The following is a 16,381-nucleotide window of genomic DNA, read 5'->3' as shown; positions in this document are numbered from 1 at the left end:
TATACCTTTGTAAATATTAAAATCAATATAAAGCCCTGCTTGGGTAAGTAGCTATTGTTTAAAAGGATTACTAAATGCTTTGTTTTTAATAAACTTTTCGTCAGTTAAAGTGTGTAAAAATGCCACTAAGTCTTGTTTTTCTTGTTCAGTTAACTGAAAACCTTTAATAAATGCACTTTTATACGGGTTTTCACGGCCATCACCTTGATGCTTGCCCGTTGTAATATTGCGTCCTGCATCGGCATAGAAGTCAATTACTTGCTCTAACGTTTGTAAACTACCATCGTGCATATAAGGGGCTGTTAAGGCGATATTACGCAATGTTGGCGCTCTAAACTTGCCCATATCCTGTGGTGTTTCTGTGATAGTAAATAATCCTTGATCACTTAGCGGGAAAGCCCCTTTACCATCAACATTATAAAGGCCTGTATTATGAAATGGATGACGGTCTAATTGCTGCTTTTGATGGGTCGTTGATTGCGTAAAGTTAAAGCCACCGTGGCAATGGTGACACTCTAAACGCTCTGAAAAAAACAAATCCATACCACGTATTTCGCTTGCTGTCAGCGCATCATCCTGCATGGCGTAAGCATATTGATCAAAACGGCTTTGAAACGAAATCAAACTACGGGTAAAACTAGCAAGCGCTTTAACTATGTGATCGAAATTCGCATCTTTAGTGCCAAAAGCGCGCTCAAATAATGTCTTGTACTCTGGCGTATTAAAGCGTGCTAACACCTCTTCTTCGTGCCCTGTCACACCCATTTCAAGCGGTGTTTCACCAAATAGCGGGAGCAAAATTTGCTGTTCCAACTCTGTCATTTCTGAGTGAGCCCAAGTCAGAGTTTTATTGTAAGCAACATTAACTAGTGCCTGCGCATTGCGGTGATGTACCTCACCTGTCGAACCAATTGAAGTTGGGACCATTTCGGCAAATGCCCTATCTTGCTGATGGCATGACGCGCAACTTTGCAATCCATTTGCTGACAAGTTTTTGTCGTAAAATAAGTGTCGACCAAGTTCAACTTTAGCATCACTCATGGGATTCGTAGAAGGTACTTGAGGCAGCGGAAAGCCCTCAGGTAGTTGCCATTGATATGGCTTGCTTGGTTCGCTACAACCGACAAGTAATAGTGCCAACAACAGTAAAGAACGACGCATATTATTCCTGATAAAATATATTAGTTGTTAAGTTGCTAAACAACTGCTGACAAATCTCGTTCGCTTGTTCACTCATACAAGAGCGAGAACGATCCACCTCAGAAAGTAAACGATCTAAATCTAAAACAATTGGTTTATTCGTATCAAATTGAGAAAGTTCAAACTGATAACGGTTTGGATAAGCACATGGTGCTGAAGGCGCCCGCAAACGCGATGCACTTTTGCATCCTGTGCTGCCTAAGTGAAAGGCGAAGTCATTGTCGCCATCAAAGCGGAAAAATTTATGGCCTAACTGCCAACTCCAAAACATTTCACTGATGTTAAGTGGTGATGCTGCAGTAAGCGGATTAAGGTGATTTTCATTAAACGGAACCGCCATCGAAAATGATAGCTTTTCCCCGTCTAAATCATCTGCCATAAGCTCAACTTGCCAACTGCTTTTCTCACAATTTGCGCCAATTAAGGCAACGCTGTTTGATGAAAAATGACTAGGCTTAATTGAGATTGAATTTTCCGATTTAAATTCGGAGACAAACCACATGAGTGTTTGCCGCTCATCACATGTGTGTTGAACGCCATGTTGTTTTACAACAAATTCAATTTTAGTGGTCGATGGCTCTTTGCATGCAAGCAAAAAACTCATTAACAAAAGTATACAAAATGACCGCAGCAAGGTGGTTTACTCTCTTGATTGATTAGTTACACTGTAATTAATACAGGAACAGGATCCTAACAAAGTTATGATGACTCAGAAACTTACACTGCTATCACTTGCTTTGGCAAGTGGCATTACTAGCCTGAACGCGATCGCACATACAGAACATGATAAGGCGCGTTATGTAACCGAAAACGGAATTGATAAAGGCGACTGCAACAACCCCGTCAGGCCATGTAAATCCATCGCCTACGCAGTATCGCAAGCAAGTAAAGGTGACAAAGTATTGGTCGCTAGTGGTCAATACGAGTTAAAAAATGAATCTGAGCTATTTTATTTACAAAGCGAATTAGTACCCGTATTAGGCGGTTTTAACCGCTTTGACCACTTTCAAGTACAAAATCCTAATCGCAACAAAACACAAATCGTTGGTGCACCAATAGCTTTGCATGACATGCTGCAAAAAGCTGGTTTTAACGTGATTGCAGATACTAAAAGCTTAACGATTTCAAAACAGCTAAAACAAAAACTAGCACGTCACCAAGCACTTTTTGAGCAGCAAAGTAACACAGCATGTGAAAATGGCCGTGCCGGTTCGTATTCCTGTAACAACGTAGATTTAGTTGCTCATGTGCCATTGCCAGCAAACACCTCAGGCAATGATATTTGGGGGCATGTTGATTTAAATAACGGCATTGAATACGCCATTATGGGGTTCTCTGATGGTATTCGCGTATACAGTTTGGCCGATCCTACAAACCCAACATTAGTTGGTCGTGTCGCTGGCGCAAATACGACGTGGCGCGATATAAAAGTACTGCAATATTACGACGAAACTTTAAAAGCCTATCAAGCGTACGCCTATGTAACAGCTGAAGCAAACACTGGCGTGCAGATAATTAACCTAAATAATTTACCCACATCGGTATCGCTCTCTGGTACCAACTTCACAGTGAATAGCGCGCACAATGTGTATATCAGTAATGTTGATTACAGTTTAAATCTGCCGCTCAATGGCCAATCTGCAAAAATGCAAATTGTTGGGTCAAACAAATATGGCGGCTCGTTTACTACCTATGACCTAACAACGCCCAACAATCCCAGCAAAAGCTTTGATATTGGCTCAACCTCACGGGCTAACTACACGCATGATGCCACTAACATGTCGATAAACGATACCCGAGCTACGCGAGATTGCGTTAATGCCAACAGCGGTGTGTGTGATGTATTTATCGATTTTAACGAAAATGAAATTCGCATTTGGGATGCAACACAATCTGCTAATACCGAACGTTTAGGACAAGTAGGCTATGATGATGTCGATAGCAGCAGCCAATATATTCACTCAGGTTGGTGGCACGAAAACAAACGCTACGTGTATGTGCATGATGAGTTTGATGAAAATAAAGGCGGTTTAAATACCACAGTTCGTATTCTAGATTTAGCCGATCTAACACAACCAACGATTGTTGGTAAATGGACCAGTAATAACCGCACCATAGACCACAACGGCTTTGTTAAAGGCAACCGCTATTACATGTCTAATTACGAGCGCGGTTTAACCATTCTTGATATTAGCGACCCTATTAACCCGCAACAAGTAGGTTATTTCGATACTTTCCCAACATCAGATAATCCATCATTTAATGGTGCTTGGGGCGCTTATCCTTATTTACCGTCTGGCAATATTTTAATCAGCGACATTAATAGCGGCCTATACGTATTAAAAGACAACACTCGTGATAATAACGTTAATGTAGCGTTTGAAAGCACCGAATTAACTGCTGAGCGCGGTGATGAATTGCGCCTTGTTGTCACTAAGCCATCCGCAGATAACGAACAAGCCAGTGTTGAATTTGAAATCATCAATGGTAGTGCGCAACTTAATAGCGATATGAGCCAACGAAACAGTACACAAACGTTAACCTGGGCTGCCAACGATACCGCCCCTAAAGTGATTGGCATAGCGCTTACTGATAACGGTGAAACATCACTTAAAGACTTTTATATTCGCTTGCACAATGCATCGAGCAATCTTGAAATCGGTGATAATCGAATTATGAAAGTCACCATTAATGGCCTTGCCAGCCAAGGCAAAGTTGGCTTTGTTCAAACAAGCCGCACCTTCTCTGAAAAAACAGGTGATGTAAATATTGAATTAAGCCGCATGGGTGGCAACCGTGGTCAAATTACCTTTGACTACCAAGTTGAATACCTAACAGCGAGCAGTGACGATATTTCTTTTGAAAATGGCACAGTAACTTGGGCTGAAGGCGACACAGCCAATAAAACCATTTCATTTAGCATTACGGACGATCAAGAAATTGAAGATGCCGAACGCTTTATTATCAAACTTACTAATAATGATGACAGCTTGTTAAGCAATCAGCAGATTGAAATTACCATTTCTGATGATGACAGCAATAGCGCGCCTGAAGTATACGCAGGTAACGATATTGAACTGGCAACAAATGCTTCAACAGTATTAAATGCCGCAACTGCCAGCGATGATCTCTCTGAGCAACTGACTTATCAGTGGCAACGAGTATCTGGTGTTGCAATTAATATCACCAATGAAGACAGCTTAAAGCCTAGTGTTTCTGCCACTAGCGACGCTGGAACTGCCGTCATTTCATTTACTGCTACCGATGAACATGGCGCAAGCAGCAGTGATGAATTAACCATTACTGTTGTTGCACCTGTTGCTCCACCAGAGCCTGAAAAATCGAGTTCATCGAGCGGTAGTTTACCTATTTACTTATTACTCCTGATGTCGCTATTAGCAATTCGTAGAAGGTAAAACTATTAGGTCTGTTGACTTAAAAAAAGCGCCGATTGGCGCTTTTTTGTTTTATCTTGTGGTGCGTTTATTTTTTATTGCGATACAACAGATAATAAGCACAAGGTAATACCAACATACTCACCAGTGGGCTTATCACCATACCGCCGAGCATTGGCGCTGCAATTTTTTGCATCACCTCACTTCCCGTGCCGCCACCTAACATAATCGGTGTTAAACCAATTACGATAGTCAGTACCGTCATCGCTTTAGGGCGAACACGCTGTACCGACCCCTGTTTTACCGCAGTTAAAATATCCTTATGCTGTTTTAACGCCTGATTGAGGTAAATCAGCATCACGACACCAAATTCAGCCGCAACCCCCGCAAGGGCAATCATGCCTACCGCAACCGCAACGGATAACTGATAATCCAACAAGTAAACAAACCACAATGAACCCGCCAGTGCCACAGGTAGTGTTAACATCACTAATGTAGCCTGCAATGATGAATTGAATGCAAGGTAGAGAATAATAAAAATAATCGCCAAGGTAATTGGAATTAGTAATTCCAATTTACTGGTAACCCGCTCCATATATTCATATTGACCTGAAAATCGAATACTGTGCTTGGCAGGCAGCACTAATTCATTATCCAGTGCTGCTTTTGCAGCTGCAATATAATCACCAATAACCGTATCTGGCGCTAAATCGACAAATGTCCACGCAATAAAACGACCATTTTCGCTTTTAATCATCGCTGGGCCATCTTTAATTTCAATATCAGCAACCTGCTCTAGTGTGACCCATGCCCCCGTTGGTGATAAAAACGGGAGTGTTTTTAGCTCTTCAATTTGGTCACGGTAACGACGTGGATAACGCAAGTTAATAGGAAAGCGCTCTTTGCCTTGCACCGACTGGCCAATATTGGCACCCCCTAACGCATGCTTAACTAAATTTTGAATATCGGCAATATTCAAACCGTATTTGGCAGCGTCTTTACGTCTTGGCGAAATATCAATATAGCGCCCTGACTGCGCCCGCTCAGCATAAGCCGATAAGGTACCCGGAACATCCGCTAAAATACGCTCCACATCACGACCTATTTGCTCAATTTGCGCTAAATCATCGCCCGAGATTTGAATGCCAACTGGCGTTTTAACACCGGTCGACAACATATCAATACGGGTTTTAATCGGTTGCACCCAGGCATTGGCAAGTCCCGGAAAATTCACACTCGCTTGCAACTCAGCAATAATGGTGTCAAGGGTGACTCCTTCGCGCCACTCGCTCTTTGCTTTTAACTGAATGGTGGTTTCAAGCATGGTTAGCGGTGCAGGATCGGTTGCGGTTTCTGCGCGGCCAACTTTACCAAATACGCTAAGTACCTCGGGCTGCGTTTTTATTAAGCGGTCAGTTTGCTGCAGTATTTCACCCGCCTCCGCAATGGAAACACCCGGCAGCGTGGTTGGCATATATAGCAAATCCCCCTCTTCTAGCTCAGGCATAAACTCACTGCCTAATTTAGAAAGCGGGTAATAACTTGATGCCGCAATCACAATAGCAACCAACAGCGTAAATTTAGGTACTTTTAAGCAAAGGTCTAAAATCGGGCGATAGATTGCTACTAACGCACGTGTTAGATAATTATTTTGCTCATTTGGAATATTACCGCGCACCAAATACCCCATTAATACAGGCACTAAGGTCACGCTTAACAGTGCGGCAGCCGCCATAACAAACGTTTTTGTATAGGCAAGCGGGCTAAATAATTTCCCTTCTTGTGCTTCAAGGGCAAACACCGGCATAAAGCTCACTGTGATTAAAATAAGCGAGAAGAAAAGCGCAGGCCCTACTTCCACAGCGGCTTTACTTACTAATTGCCAGTGTGCTTTTCCCTGAGCGTTCTCGCCCGTTTCAGCGCGATACTGCTCAAGGTGTTTATGGCAGTTTTCAACCATAACGATTGCAGCATCAACTAACGCACCAATCGCAATCGCAATACCACCCAAGCTCATAATATTGGCATTAATGCCCATTAAGCGCATTAGTATAAAGCCCGCTAATACCGCTAACGGTAAACAAATCACAGCCACTAGCGTTGAGCGTGCATGCATTAAAAATACTAAGCACACCAAGGCAACAACAATCATTTCTTCAATCAGTTTTGACTGCAAGTTTTCAACCGAGCGTTCAATTAAGTTTGAGCGGTCGTAAACCGTTACAATCTCAACCCCTTCAGGCAAGCTCGGCGTAATTTGTGCAATTTTCGCCTTTACATTGGCAATGGTTGTTAGCGCATTTTCGCCATCGCGCATCACCACGATGCCACCAACCACTTCACCTTCACCGTTTAATTCGGCAATGCCTCGGCGCATTTGCGGGCCTAAACGAATGGTCGCAACATGTTCTAGCAATAACGGGCTACCGTCGTCATTAATAATGCCTAAGGGAATGGCTTTAAACGCATCCAAGTCGGTTAAAAATCCGCGACTGCGTACCATGTATTCGGCTTCGGCCATTTCAAGCACCGAACCGCCCACCTCACTATTGGCATTTTCGATTGCTGACTTTACTTGTGTGAGTGTTACGCCGTACTGCATTAACCTAAGCGGCTCCACAACTACTTGATAACTTTGCACCATGCCGCCAACGGTGGCAATTTCACTTACACCCGCCACTGACTGTAATTCGTACTTTAAAAACCAATCTTGCAAAGTTCGTAGCTGGGCTAAGTTTTGTGTGCCGCTTTTATCTATTAAAGCGTATTGATAAACCCAACCAACCCCTGAAGCATCGGGCCCTAAGGTTGGCTTAGCATCACTTGGTAAATTAGCGGTAACTTGGTTTAGGTATTCCAACACCCGCGAGCGCGCCCAATACAAGTCGGTATCGTCTTCAAAAATAATGTAAACGTAAGAGTCACCAAAAAAGCTAAAACCTCGCACCGTTTTTGCTTTTGGTACTGCCATTAAACTGGTTGATAACGGATATGTTACTTGCTCTTCAACTACTTCAGGTGCTTGCCCCGGAAAGCTGGTTTTAACAATGACCTGCACATCCGATAAATCAGGAATGGCATCAAGCGGTGTTTGCTTTACCGAGTAAACGCCCAATATCGCTAGCATGGCAGCCAATAACAGCACCAATACTTTGTACTTTAAACTGGTTTGAATAATCCACTGCAACATAATCGCCTCCTAGTGTTGATGCGACTGCATTGCTTTGGCTGGTTTGCCATCTTGACTCATTTTCAAAATAGCTGAGCGAATGTTCGATTCGCTATCTATTAAGAATTGACCAGAAGTTACTACTTGTTCACCTTGTGCTAGCCCTTGCATAATTTCAGCGCGGCCTTGGGTGATCATACCCACCATCACTTCACGCGAGACAAACGTGCCATCGTGTTGCTCTACCACTACACGATTCTGCTTACCAGTGCGAATAAGCGCTTCAACCGGAATATTAAGCACATCTTCTTTAGGGCCACCATAAATACGTACATTTGCCAGCATATCTGGCTTAAATGAACCGCTTTCATTATTTAAGGACAACCTAACTTTTAATGTACGGGTTTTAGGATCAAGCGCAGGATAGATGTATTCAATCTTACCCTCAATGGCATAAACACCAATCGCAGGGAGGTCGAACTCAACCCACTTACCATTTTCTACCCAATCTATTTGATGCTCAAACACATCGGCTAACACCCACACCTGTGAAAGATCCGCCAAGGTCATTAACTTGACGGCGGGTTGCACATACATACCTTCACGAATGCCAAGCTCAGAAACTATCGCATCATGTGGAGCATAGTAAGGCACGCGAAACAGTGATTCTTTAGTTTTTTCAACTTGGTCGATTAGTTTTTCAGACATACCTAATAAACGTAAACGCGTGCGGCCTCGTTCTTTCAAGCCTTTATTCGTTGGATTTGTTTTAAGCAGGGATAAATAGTCGTCTTGGGCAACAATTAACTCAGGCGCGTAAATTTCATAAAGTAACTCACCTTTTTTTACACGTGCTCCTAAAGTTTTTACTTGTAGGTTTTCAACCCAGCCGGTTGCTCTTGGGTGAATATGGGTTAGGCCATTTTCGTCATATTCAACCTTGCCGAAGGTTTCTATAAAACGCCATAAAGTAGAACGCTCAACCGGTGCTTTAGTTAACGCCATGCTCTGCTGAGTATGCCCTGACACTGAAATAGCCACTTCTTCACTACTTTCAGGCGCTGAAAGTTCCACTAAGTCCATGCCACAAATGGGGCATTTTCCTGGGTGATCTTTAACGATGTGGCTGTGCATTGGACAGACAAACTTGGTGCTTTTCGCGGGTGATTGTGTCAATTCATTTACCAGATTAGGCGATGACACGTTTGCAAAGCTCAAGCTTGTAAAAAGCGCTAAGAAAATAATTAATAAATTTTTCATAGATTTAGTTCTCAATTCAAATAAATAAGGTGTATTTGACGTTGGCAAATACGGCTTAAAACATTGAATTAAGCTATTGGCGGTATAATGCTAACTTGCAGTGGCGTTGGGTAGTTTGAAAGCCCAATGGTGAGATACGCGAGCTCTTTTGCGATTGGCTCTGAGAAGGCGAATGCCGAGAAAACACAACATGAGGTATGGCATTTTGCGCTGCAATCATTGCAGGTTTCACAATCATGCTTAGCCATTTCTTGCTGCATTTGACTGTCATCACAACAGCTGTGATTTGAACTTTCCATGCTTTTTTCTACTTGATGCATTTCAGCGCACGACATTTCCTCCCCTTGCATACTGTTCGCCGCAAGTGGATTTAGAAAAATACTGAAAATAAGCATTAAATATAAAATTCGCATAACGTAAAAAGTATACGTGATTGTATAAAACTTAGCTAGCCCTAAGCTTTGGGCATAAGGTTGGTTCTGGTTCGTAGATGAAAAAGCTCTCTGCAAGCTCTTTATATTAATAAATTCACTTAAATACTAAAATGCTACTTTTAACATATTGATAACCATATAGATCAGCATATTTAACCAACTTTGCATTCAACTTGTTATAAAATATACAGATAACATTTTCATCTTAACCCCTAACTTACTACGCACATGGTAAAAAACCAAAAACACGCAATTTTCTATGCCTTATCGGCCGTCTTTTTATGGTCGACGGTAGCTACTGCGTTTAAACTCGCATTGATGCAACTTACACCACTTCAGTTGGTGTTTTATGCCTCTGCATTTAGCTGGTTGTTTTTAGCTATATTTTTGCTTGTGAACGGTGACTACAAACACGTCAAAACGGCGTTTTTAACTAAACCTTTACTGTATTTAAAATTAGGCATACTTAATCCATTTTTATATTACCTCATTCTGTTTAAAGCGTATGATTTACTACCCGCACAGCAAGCGCAGGCACTCAATTACACGTGGGCGATTGCACTAAGTTTGCTTGCAGTACCAATGCTCGGTCAACGCCTACGAAAAGTTGATATTGCCGCATTGCTTTTTGCCTATTTAGGTGTGCTGATTATTAGTACAAAAGGGCAATTTACTGAGCTTAATTTTGAAAGCCCGCTGGGTGTTGGGCTTGCTTTATTATCAACACTACTTTGGGCACTGTATTGGATTTTTAGTACCAAAAACACTGATAAACCAGTAATTAGTTTATTTATTTGTTTTTCTATCGGCTTACCATTTATTGCCTTAGTACTGACTTGGCAAAACGCTTGGCAAATTCCTACAGGCAAAGCTTGGCTAGCAGCAGCTTATGTTGGGTTATTTGAAATGGGTATTACATTTGTGCTGTGGTTAATGGCAATGAAAAAAGCAGAAAACACAGCGAGTGTTAGTAACTTAATTTTTATTTCGCCGTTTTTATCACTTATCTTTATCTACACCTTACTGGGAGAAGCAATTCATTCCACCACGATTATAGGTTTGGGTTTTATAGTGTGTGGTTTGGCAATACAAAAGTTAGTAAAAGCCAAACGCTAGCAGGTTAAATCACCAAAATTGCGCTACAGTTAGCGTTATCTATATTACTTGATTGATTTAAAACAGGGCTTTCATGCCTATTATTGATATACTATAAAACCCTAAAAGTTTTAACTTGCTAACAAGGCAATGGAACGTTTTTCATTAATGTATGTACGATTTGTCTGAAATAAAACATTTTTACAGCTCTTTTCTTGGCCGCCTCTTTATCATTATTGTTGCGCTAATTTTTGTTTTAGCAACAACGCTTGTCGCTATGCATTATCAAAATCATTTGGCCAAAGTCGATGAGAAAATAAGAGCACATTCAGAATTCATTATGGATTCTTCAGTTACTCAGCTAGAACAACATTTAGTCGTGTTTACGATGGCTGAAAGATTGCTATCAGAGCTAAAGCAACCTTACAGTCAGCAAGCGCTGGCGCAAATAAGCCAAGAAACGTTCGCCAACTTTCCTCGCTATTTGAATGTAAGTTACTTCAAACTTACCAATAATCAGCAGCTAACGGCGTTACACACAACCCGAAAAACCTCTGCTAAGCCTGCAACAAATTTATCTGAGCTTGGCATTAAGCAGGTTATTCAAAGTAATAAATTGCTGTTTAGTATTCCGTATTACGAAGCGAACGATGGCTCACTGCGCATGGCGATTAGCTATTTATCGCAGTTAAGCAATGCTCAACCTCCGCTTTTAATGGTGGCTGAGATAAATTTAAACTCACAATATAACCCATGGCGTTACAATATTTTAGATAAAGGCATGGAGATATTGGTTACACAAAAACCACGCATTAAAGATCAGTATTGGAGCCTTTACCACACAGCACCAAAGTCACTGCATGGTAATCTTGGTAAAGCCTACAACCAACCTATGCCACCTGCATTTGTTGCCTACGTAAATAAAAGCGTTCAAAAAGCCACTGGCCGACCAGTCGATAAGTACTTACAAAGTGATGGTGTGTCTATTTACACTAACCGCACTCAAGGTATTGCCAATGTAAGAGTTGGCATTTCCTACAATACGCATTTTAATACTTTTATTGCGGTTAGAGTGCCGTTAAAAACTATCTACAACGAAGTAAGCAACTTTGCCAGTTGGATTGGCGCGTTTGGTTTGCTTACTATTGTCGCCACTTTTTTTATTACGCGACACTTATACCGACTTGATATTGGCTACAAAAACAAACTCTATCAACAAGCCAACTTCGATAAACTCACCAAACTGGCGAACCGCTATTTCTTTGATAACACATTAGTTAATGAACAAATTCATAATCAAGGTCGCTACACCCTTTTGTGTATCGACCTAGACAACTTTAAACATATTAATGATCGATTTGGTCGCCACACTGGCGACAAAACCTTGCAACTAATTGCCGAACGCATATCGCAATTTTGCCCACCAAACGCTTTGCCGGTACGCACCGGTGGCGATGAGTTTTTTGTTATTTTACAAACAGTTGACCGCAGTATAAGTAGCTCGTTAGCACGCAATATTTTAAATGCGATTGAGCAAACAATGATGCTCGATAATTTACAGCTTTCAATAACCGCAAGTATCGGCATTTACCATGCTGATGAACATATTGACCCACAAACTGCTGAAATTTATGCTGAAATAGCCATGTTCGAAGCTAAAAAACTAAAAAATCGTTACTGTTTTTTTGACAAAGGCTTAGCAGAGCAATTACATCAACGCGTAGATATTGAAACTGAACTAAAACATGCGATTGAAAATAAAGAGCTTTATTTAACCTATCAGCCACAAATTTGCTCTGCTCACGGCTCAGTTAAGGGTGTTGAAGTTCTGTTGCGCTGGCACAATAGAAAGCTCGGCTTAATTGCACCAGATAAATTTATTCCAATCGCAGAAGAAACAGGGCTAATTGCCGATATCGGGGAGTTTGTTATTCAACAAGCGCTTTACGATTATGCGCAAAATTTGAAATACACTGAAATCAGTTTATCAATAAATGTATCGGCGTATCAGCTAATGTACACACCGCTATTTGATATTCTTAAGCATCATGTCGAGCATTACCAAATCTCGCCAAATCGCGTGATTTTAGAAGTAACTGAATCTATTTTTATTGAAGATAAAGGCGCTGTGCAGGGCTTGTTTGAAAAGCTAATGAGCTATGGCTTTTTAATTTCACTCGATGATTTTGGTACAGGTTATTCATCACTTTCTCAAATGCGAGACTACCCAATTCACGAGTTAAAAATCGATCGCAGCTTTATCACTCATATCCATGAAAAAGATCAAGATGCGGCACTATTGCATCAGATTGTTTCCATTGCCAAATGCCACGATATTGTCACCGTAGCAGAAGGCATTGAAGTTACAGCCCAACATGAAATAGTGCGCACCTTAGGCATAGACATAGAACAAGGCTATTTGTATGCCAAACCGTTAGAAATCGATGCGCTAAAAGCGTATTTAGCTGCTAACACGCTAACCCAAAAGGCCTGCTGTTAACGACGCTTTTTCGGCACCCAAGCCCAACGCATTTCGCAATGTATTGGGCTATCACCACTTTCATCAGACAGGACTACAGGCACAATTAAGTCCCCTTTCTCATCACTGCTGATTGCTGTGATCACTTGAGATGATAGCTGCGCTGTTGCCGTTATATCACCTTGCATGCGCTTATTGTATTCTAGCGTCATTGATTTCAGTAACGGTAAGTGGCTATCAGGCACATTCATACCAAACACTATGCCCGACGCTGATTCAGCTGCTAATGTTGCACCAACCGCATGAATACCACCAATATGGTTTTGTACTCGCTTTTTATTTGCAAGTTTAACCACTACTTTGTCATTACTAATCGATAAAACCCGTAGTTTTGCAGTGCCCGCAAATTTAACCTGACTGGTAAATAACTTAGTCAGTAAAAATTCATGGGTCGACTTTGGCAGTTTATAGATTTTATTAACAAGCTTGCTTAATTTATTTGCCATACTATTTTTTTAACTTAACTGGTTTGACCACCTAGATTACCGCAAGCAAACTCAAACAGCAAAATATCAAATAGCTAAATACTATTTCACTGACAATCCATTAAGTTGCATAGTGTGCTTTTAACTTTTTGACGTAAACATTATGACCCTAGAAACGCTACTTGAACAACTCAAGACTTCTCCTGAAAGTGTTACTTTTCAACAGGTAATGGCTGTGATTGAGGAAACATACAACTATACAGCGCAGCACTTTACCAATGGCGAGCTCACCAATAACGCTGGTGAAAATGCGGGGAGCTGCAAAATTTTCAGCTTTGCAAAGCTTAACAACTTAAATGAAGAGCAAACGCTAAACTGCTTTGGCGATTACTACCGAGTTGATGTGTTACAACACCCAGATGGTGACGATCACCAAAATATTCGCAACTTTATAAAAACAGGTTGGGCGGGTGTGGACTTCGCTAAAAATGCGCTTGAAGTAAAATAACCGCATAAAAAAACCAGCAAAATGCTGGTTTCTTTATTAACTAATCTTAGAGATTAGAACGGAATATCATCATCAAAATCAATTGGTGGTTCCATTGGGTTTGATGCGCCGCCTTGTGGTGCATTTTGCTTAGGTGCAAAGCCGCCTGATTGCTGCTGTGGCGCAAAACCACCAGATTGTTGCTGACCACCTTGCTGTGGTGCAAAACCGCCAGACTGCTGTGCTGGCGCAGATTGCTGCTGTGCAGGTTGCTGGTTAAAGCCACCTTGTTGCTGTTGACCACCTTGGTTAAAACCTTGTGATTGTTGTGGTGCAAAACCTGATTGCTGTTGATTCTGCTGTTGGAAACCACCACCAGAATTGCTACCCGCGTTATCACCGCGGCCACCTAGCATTTGCATTTGACCGGTAAAGCCATCAACCACAATTTCAGTTGTATACTTTTCTTGGCCTTGCTGATCTTGCCACTTACGCGTTTGTAATTTACCTTCAACGTAAATTTGTGAGCCTTTACGGCAATATTCACCAACAACTTCAGCTAACTTGCCAAAAAACACCACACGGTGCCATTCGGTTTTATCGACTAACTGACCCGTGTTTTTATCTTTATAACTGTCAGACGTTGCAAGTGTGATATTGGCAACTGCGTTACCGTTTGGCATATATCTCACTTCTGGATCCTGGCCTAAATTACCAACTAGGATCACTTTGTTAATACCACGAGCCATGGTCTGTCTCCTTTAATTAAACTATACCTGCAACCGCTTTCGCTTGTTGCAAATCGAATTCTGATTCTTTTACTTTTAAGTATGTACGATTTTCTTCAAGTACTACTGTTGTTTCTAATACACCCGGTAAGTCAGCAAGGTCATTTGCTAACTTTTCGGCTGCTTTTTCAGGGTCAAAATTTTCTTTCTCCCCTTGTAATTCAGTTAGTAAGCTTATCAGCTTACTTTTTGGTGGTACTTCCATTCCCCACGCTATAGCAAACCATATTACCCCAACCAAGGTTGCTGCGGCAAATACTGTCTGTGCATCGCTCACTTGCGCAAAATACCCACCAATAATACCGCCTAAAAAGGCGCCTAAAAACTGGGTAGAACTAAAAGCGCCCATTGCTGACCCTTTTTGGCCTGCAGGAGAAATGCGTGCAACCAATGCCGGCATTGTGGCTTCTAAAAAGTTAAACGCTATAAAATAAATAAGCATGCACACGCCAATAATAAGTGCGCTTGAACCAAACAAACTTAAACTCATTAAACTTGCAACAATTAGTGCGATTGACACTAAAAAGGCCATTTTTTCTTTTTGTTTTTTAATCGCAACAATCATCATTGGCACCATAAATACAAACGCCAATAATAAAACCGGAATATAAAGCTTCCAATGCATTTCTGCGGCTAACCCATCTTTAATAAGTTCAGCCGGCAGCGCAACAAACACGGCTGTTAAAGTTAAGTGAAGTAACATCGCACCTAAATTTAAACGCACTAATTGCGGGTGTTTCACTAGGTTTTTAATATCGTTCAAAGAGGCAGATGTATCACCTTTGGGTGCACGGTTTACCGCGGTTGGCACCACAGTTAATACTATAAAAATACCCAACACAGCCAAACATGCCGTCAGCCAAAATATACCACTCACGCCAAACGACGCCGCAATCATTGGGCCTAGCAACATGGCAGCAGCAAAGCTAAGGCCAATACACATACCAATAACAGCCATTACTTTAGGGCGCTGCTCATCACGGCTTAAATCGGCCGCTAGCGCCAATACAGCGGCGGCAATTGCACCCATTCCTTGTAATGCACGCCCTAGGGTAACGGTGTAAATTGATTCGGCCATAGCCGCTATTACCGAGCCAATCGCAAACATAATTAAGCCCGCTACAATCACGCGTTTACGGCCAAATTTATCTGATAACCAGCCCATAGGAATTTGTAAAAGCGCTTGTGTTAAGCCATATGCGCCTATCGCAATACCAATCCATAAAGGCGAAAACCCTTCTAATTCAGTACCGTAGATTGCAAGCACAGGCATAAGCATAAATAAGCCAAGCATGCGAAATGCAAATACGCATGCAAGCGACACCGCTGTGCGTTTTTCAAGAGCATTTAATGAAGAAGCTGACATTAACGAATTAGCAAATAATGATTAGAAAATTAAGGCGGCAAGTTTACCATAAACCTTATTGGTTATTCTAACCCGTATTTGGTTAAAAGTGTTTCTCGCTTCAGGTACTCGACTAATTCCGCTACTTAAGGTGATCCAAGCAGGTAATTTCTGCTTAAATAAACTATTACCCATTAAAATTTGCGCCTACCAAGCTCTATTAAATACGCAATTTAGCCTTATA

General features: G+C 41.5%; 12 protein-coding genes. 4 read left to right on the top strand and 8 right to left on the bottom strand.

The annotated features are described in order from the left end of the window. Window positions 1-51 precede the first annotated feature (51 nt). The gene (locus AC2IOM_RS05455) at window positions 52-1,161 is read right to left on the bottom strand and encodes an MbnH family di-heme enzyme (protein ID WP_486359341.1); all 1,110 of its coding nucleotides are present in this window, start codon (window positions 1,159-1,161) and stop codon (window positions 52-54) included. 1 nt (window position 1,162) lies between these two features. Then, window positions 1,163-1,804, bottom strand: coding sequence for an MbnP family protein (locus AC2IOM_RS05450; protein ID WP_486359340.1), 642 nt, complete (start codon window positions 1,802-1,804; stop codon window positions 1,163-1,165). 97 nt (window positions 1,805-1,901) lie between these two features. Between AC2IOM_RS05450 and AC2IOM_RS05445 the strand changes: the two genes are divergently transcribed. Then, a complete protein-coding gene (locus AC2IOM_RS05445; RefSeq protein ID WP_486359339.1) occupies window positions 1,902-4,616 on the top strand; it encodes a choice-of-anchor B family protein in 2,715 nt (904 codons plus the stop codon). 67 nt (window positions 4,617-4,683) lie between these two features. Here the strand turns inward: AC2IOM_RS05445 and AC2IOM_RS05440 are convergent, their stop codons facing one another. The 3 genes from AC2IOM_RS05440 to AC2IOM_RS05430 form a co-directional block, all read right to left on the bottom strand. Then, complete coding sequence (locus AC2IOM_RS05440) at window positions 4,684-7,785, bottom strand: efflux RND transporter permease subunit (protein ID WP_486359338.1); 3,102 nt, start codon at window positions 7,783-7,785, stop codon at window positions 4,684-4,686. A gap of 9 nt (window positions 7,786-7,794) precedes the next feature. Further along, window positions 7,795-9,024, bottom strand: a complete 1,230-nt coding sequence (locus AC2IOM_RS05435; protein WP_486359337.1) for an efflux RND transporter periplasmic adaptor subunit — start codon at window positions 9,022-9,024, stop codon at window positions 7,795-7,797. Window positions 9,025-9,092: 68 nt separating this feature from the next. Continuing rightward, window positions 9,093-9,359, bottom strand: a complete 267-nt coding sequence (locus AC2IOM_RS05430) for a hypothetical protein (RefSeq protein WP_138629564.1) — start codon at window positions 9,357-9,359, stop codon at window positions 9,093-9,095. Window positions 9,360-9,686: 327 nt separating this feature from the next. Between AC2IOM_RS05430 and AC2IOM_RS05425 the strand changes: the two genes are divergently transcribed. Both AC2IOM_RS05425 and AC2IOM_RS05420 read left to right on the top strand, forming a co-directional pair. After that, the gene (locus AC2IOM_RS05425) at window positions 9,687-10,574 is read left to right on the top strand and encodes a DMT family transporter (RefSeq protein WP_486359336.1); all 888 of its coding nucleotides are present in this window, start codon (window positions 9,687-9,689) and stop codon (window positions 10,572-10,574) included. A gap of 319 nt (window positions 10,575-10,893) precedes the next feature. Then, complete coding sequence (locus tag AC2IOM_RS05420; RefSeq protein ID WP_486359335.1) at window positions 10,894-13,053, top strand: putative bifunctional diguanylate cyclase/phosphodiesterase; 2,160 nt, start codon at window positions 10,894-10,896, stop codon at window positions 13,051-13,053. Here the strand turns inward: AC2IOM_RS05420 and AC2IOM_RS05415 are convergent. Continuing rightward, the gene (locus tag AC2IOM_RS05415; protein ID WP_486359334.1) at window positions 13,050-13,538 is read right to left on the bottom strand and encodes a DUF4442 domain-containing protein; all 489 of its coding nucleotides are present in this window, start codon (window positions 13,536-13,538) and stop codon (window positions 13,050-13,052) included. The two genes, AC2IOM_RS05420 and AC2IOM_RS05415, sit on opposite strands and share 4 nt — an antisense overlap. Window positions 13,539-13,680: 142 nt before the next feature. On the opposite strand from AC2IOM_RS05415, the gene AC2IOM_RS05410 reads away from it, so the two are divergent. Then, complete coding sequence (locus AC2IOM_RS05410; protein WP_486359333.1) at window positions 13,681-14,025, top strand: HopJ type III effector protein; 345 nt, start codon at window positions 13,681-13,683, stop codon at window positions 14,023-14,025. 53 nt (window positions 14,026-14,078) lie between these two features. On the opposite strand, the gene ssb is transcribed toward AC2IOM_RS05410, so the two are convergent. Next, on the bottom strand, window positions 14,079-14,753 hold the full coding sequence (gene ssb / locus AC2IOM_RS05405; protein ID WP_100914306.1) for a single-stranded DNA-binding protein: 675 nt from the start codon (window positions 14,751-14,753) through the stop codon (window positions 14,079-14,081). A 16-nt stretch (window positions 14,754-14,769) separates the two neighbouring features. Then, window positions 14,770-16,158, bottom strand: coding sequence for an MFS transporter (locus AC2IOM_RS05400; protein WP_486359332.1), 1,389 nt, complete (start codon window positions 16,156-16,158; stop codon window positions 14,770-14,772). Between the last annotated feature and the right edge of the window lie 223 nt (window positions 16,159-16,381).

This window comes from Pseudoalteromonas sp. NS-SX12 (assembly GCF_057367955.1).
The sequence above is the reverse complement of the archived record's forward strand: the minus strand, read 5'-3'. Positions and strand labels throughout refer to the sequence as shown.

Bases quoted from the DNA above. Each gene is read 5' to 3' on its own strand.
- ssb (WP_100914306.1), bottom strand. From the start codon at position 14,753: ATGGCTCGTGGTATTAACAAAGTGATCCTAGTTGGTAATTTAGGCCAG.
- AC2IOM_RS05455 (WP_486359341.1), bottom strand. From the start codon at position 1,161: ATGCGTCGTTCTTTACTGTTGTTGGCACTATTACTTGTCGGTTGTAGC.
- AC2IOM_RS05435 (WP_486359337.1), bottom strand. From the start codon at position 9,024: ATGAAAAATTTATTAATTATTTTCTTAGCGCTTTTTACAAGCTTGAGC.
- AC2IOM_RS05450 (WP_486359340.1), bottom strand. From the start codon at position 1,804: ATGAGTTTTTTGCTTGCATGCAAAGAGCCATCGACCACTAAAATTGAA.
- AC2IOM_RS05425 (WP_486359336.1), top strand. From the start codon at position 9,687: ATGGTAAAAAACCAAAAACACGCAATTTTCTATGCCTTATCGGCCGTC.
- AC2IOM_RS05400 (WP_486359332.1), bottom strand. From the start codon at position 16,158: ATGTCAGCTTCTTCATTAAATGCTCTTGAAAAACGCACAGCGGTGTCG.
- AC2IOM_RS05420 (WP_486359335.1), top strand. From the start codon at position 10,894: ATGGATTCTTCAGTTACTCAGCTAGAACAACATTTAGTCGTGTTTACG.
- AC2IOM_RS05430 (WP_138629564.1), bottom strand. From the start codon at position 9,359: ATGTCGTGCGCTGAAATGCATCAAGTAGAAAAAAGCATGGAAAGTTCA.
- AC2IOM_RS05440 (WP_486359338.1), bottom strand. From the start codon at position 7,785: ATGTTGCAGTGGATTATTCAAACCAGTTTAAAGTACAAAGTATTGGTG.
- AC2IOM_RS05415 (WP_486359334.1), bottom strand. From the start codon at position 13,538: ATGGCAAATAAATTAAGCAAGCTTGTTAATAAAATCTATAAACTGCCA.
- AC2IOM_RS05445 (WP_486359339.1), top strand. From the start codon at position 1,902: ATGATGACTCAGAAACTTACACTGCTATCACTTGCTTTGGCAAGTGGC.
- AC2IOM_RS05410 (WP_486359333.1), top strand. From the start codon at position 13,681: ATGACCCTAGAAACGCTACTTGAACAACTCAAGACTTCTCCTGAAAGT.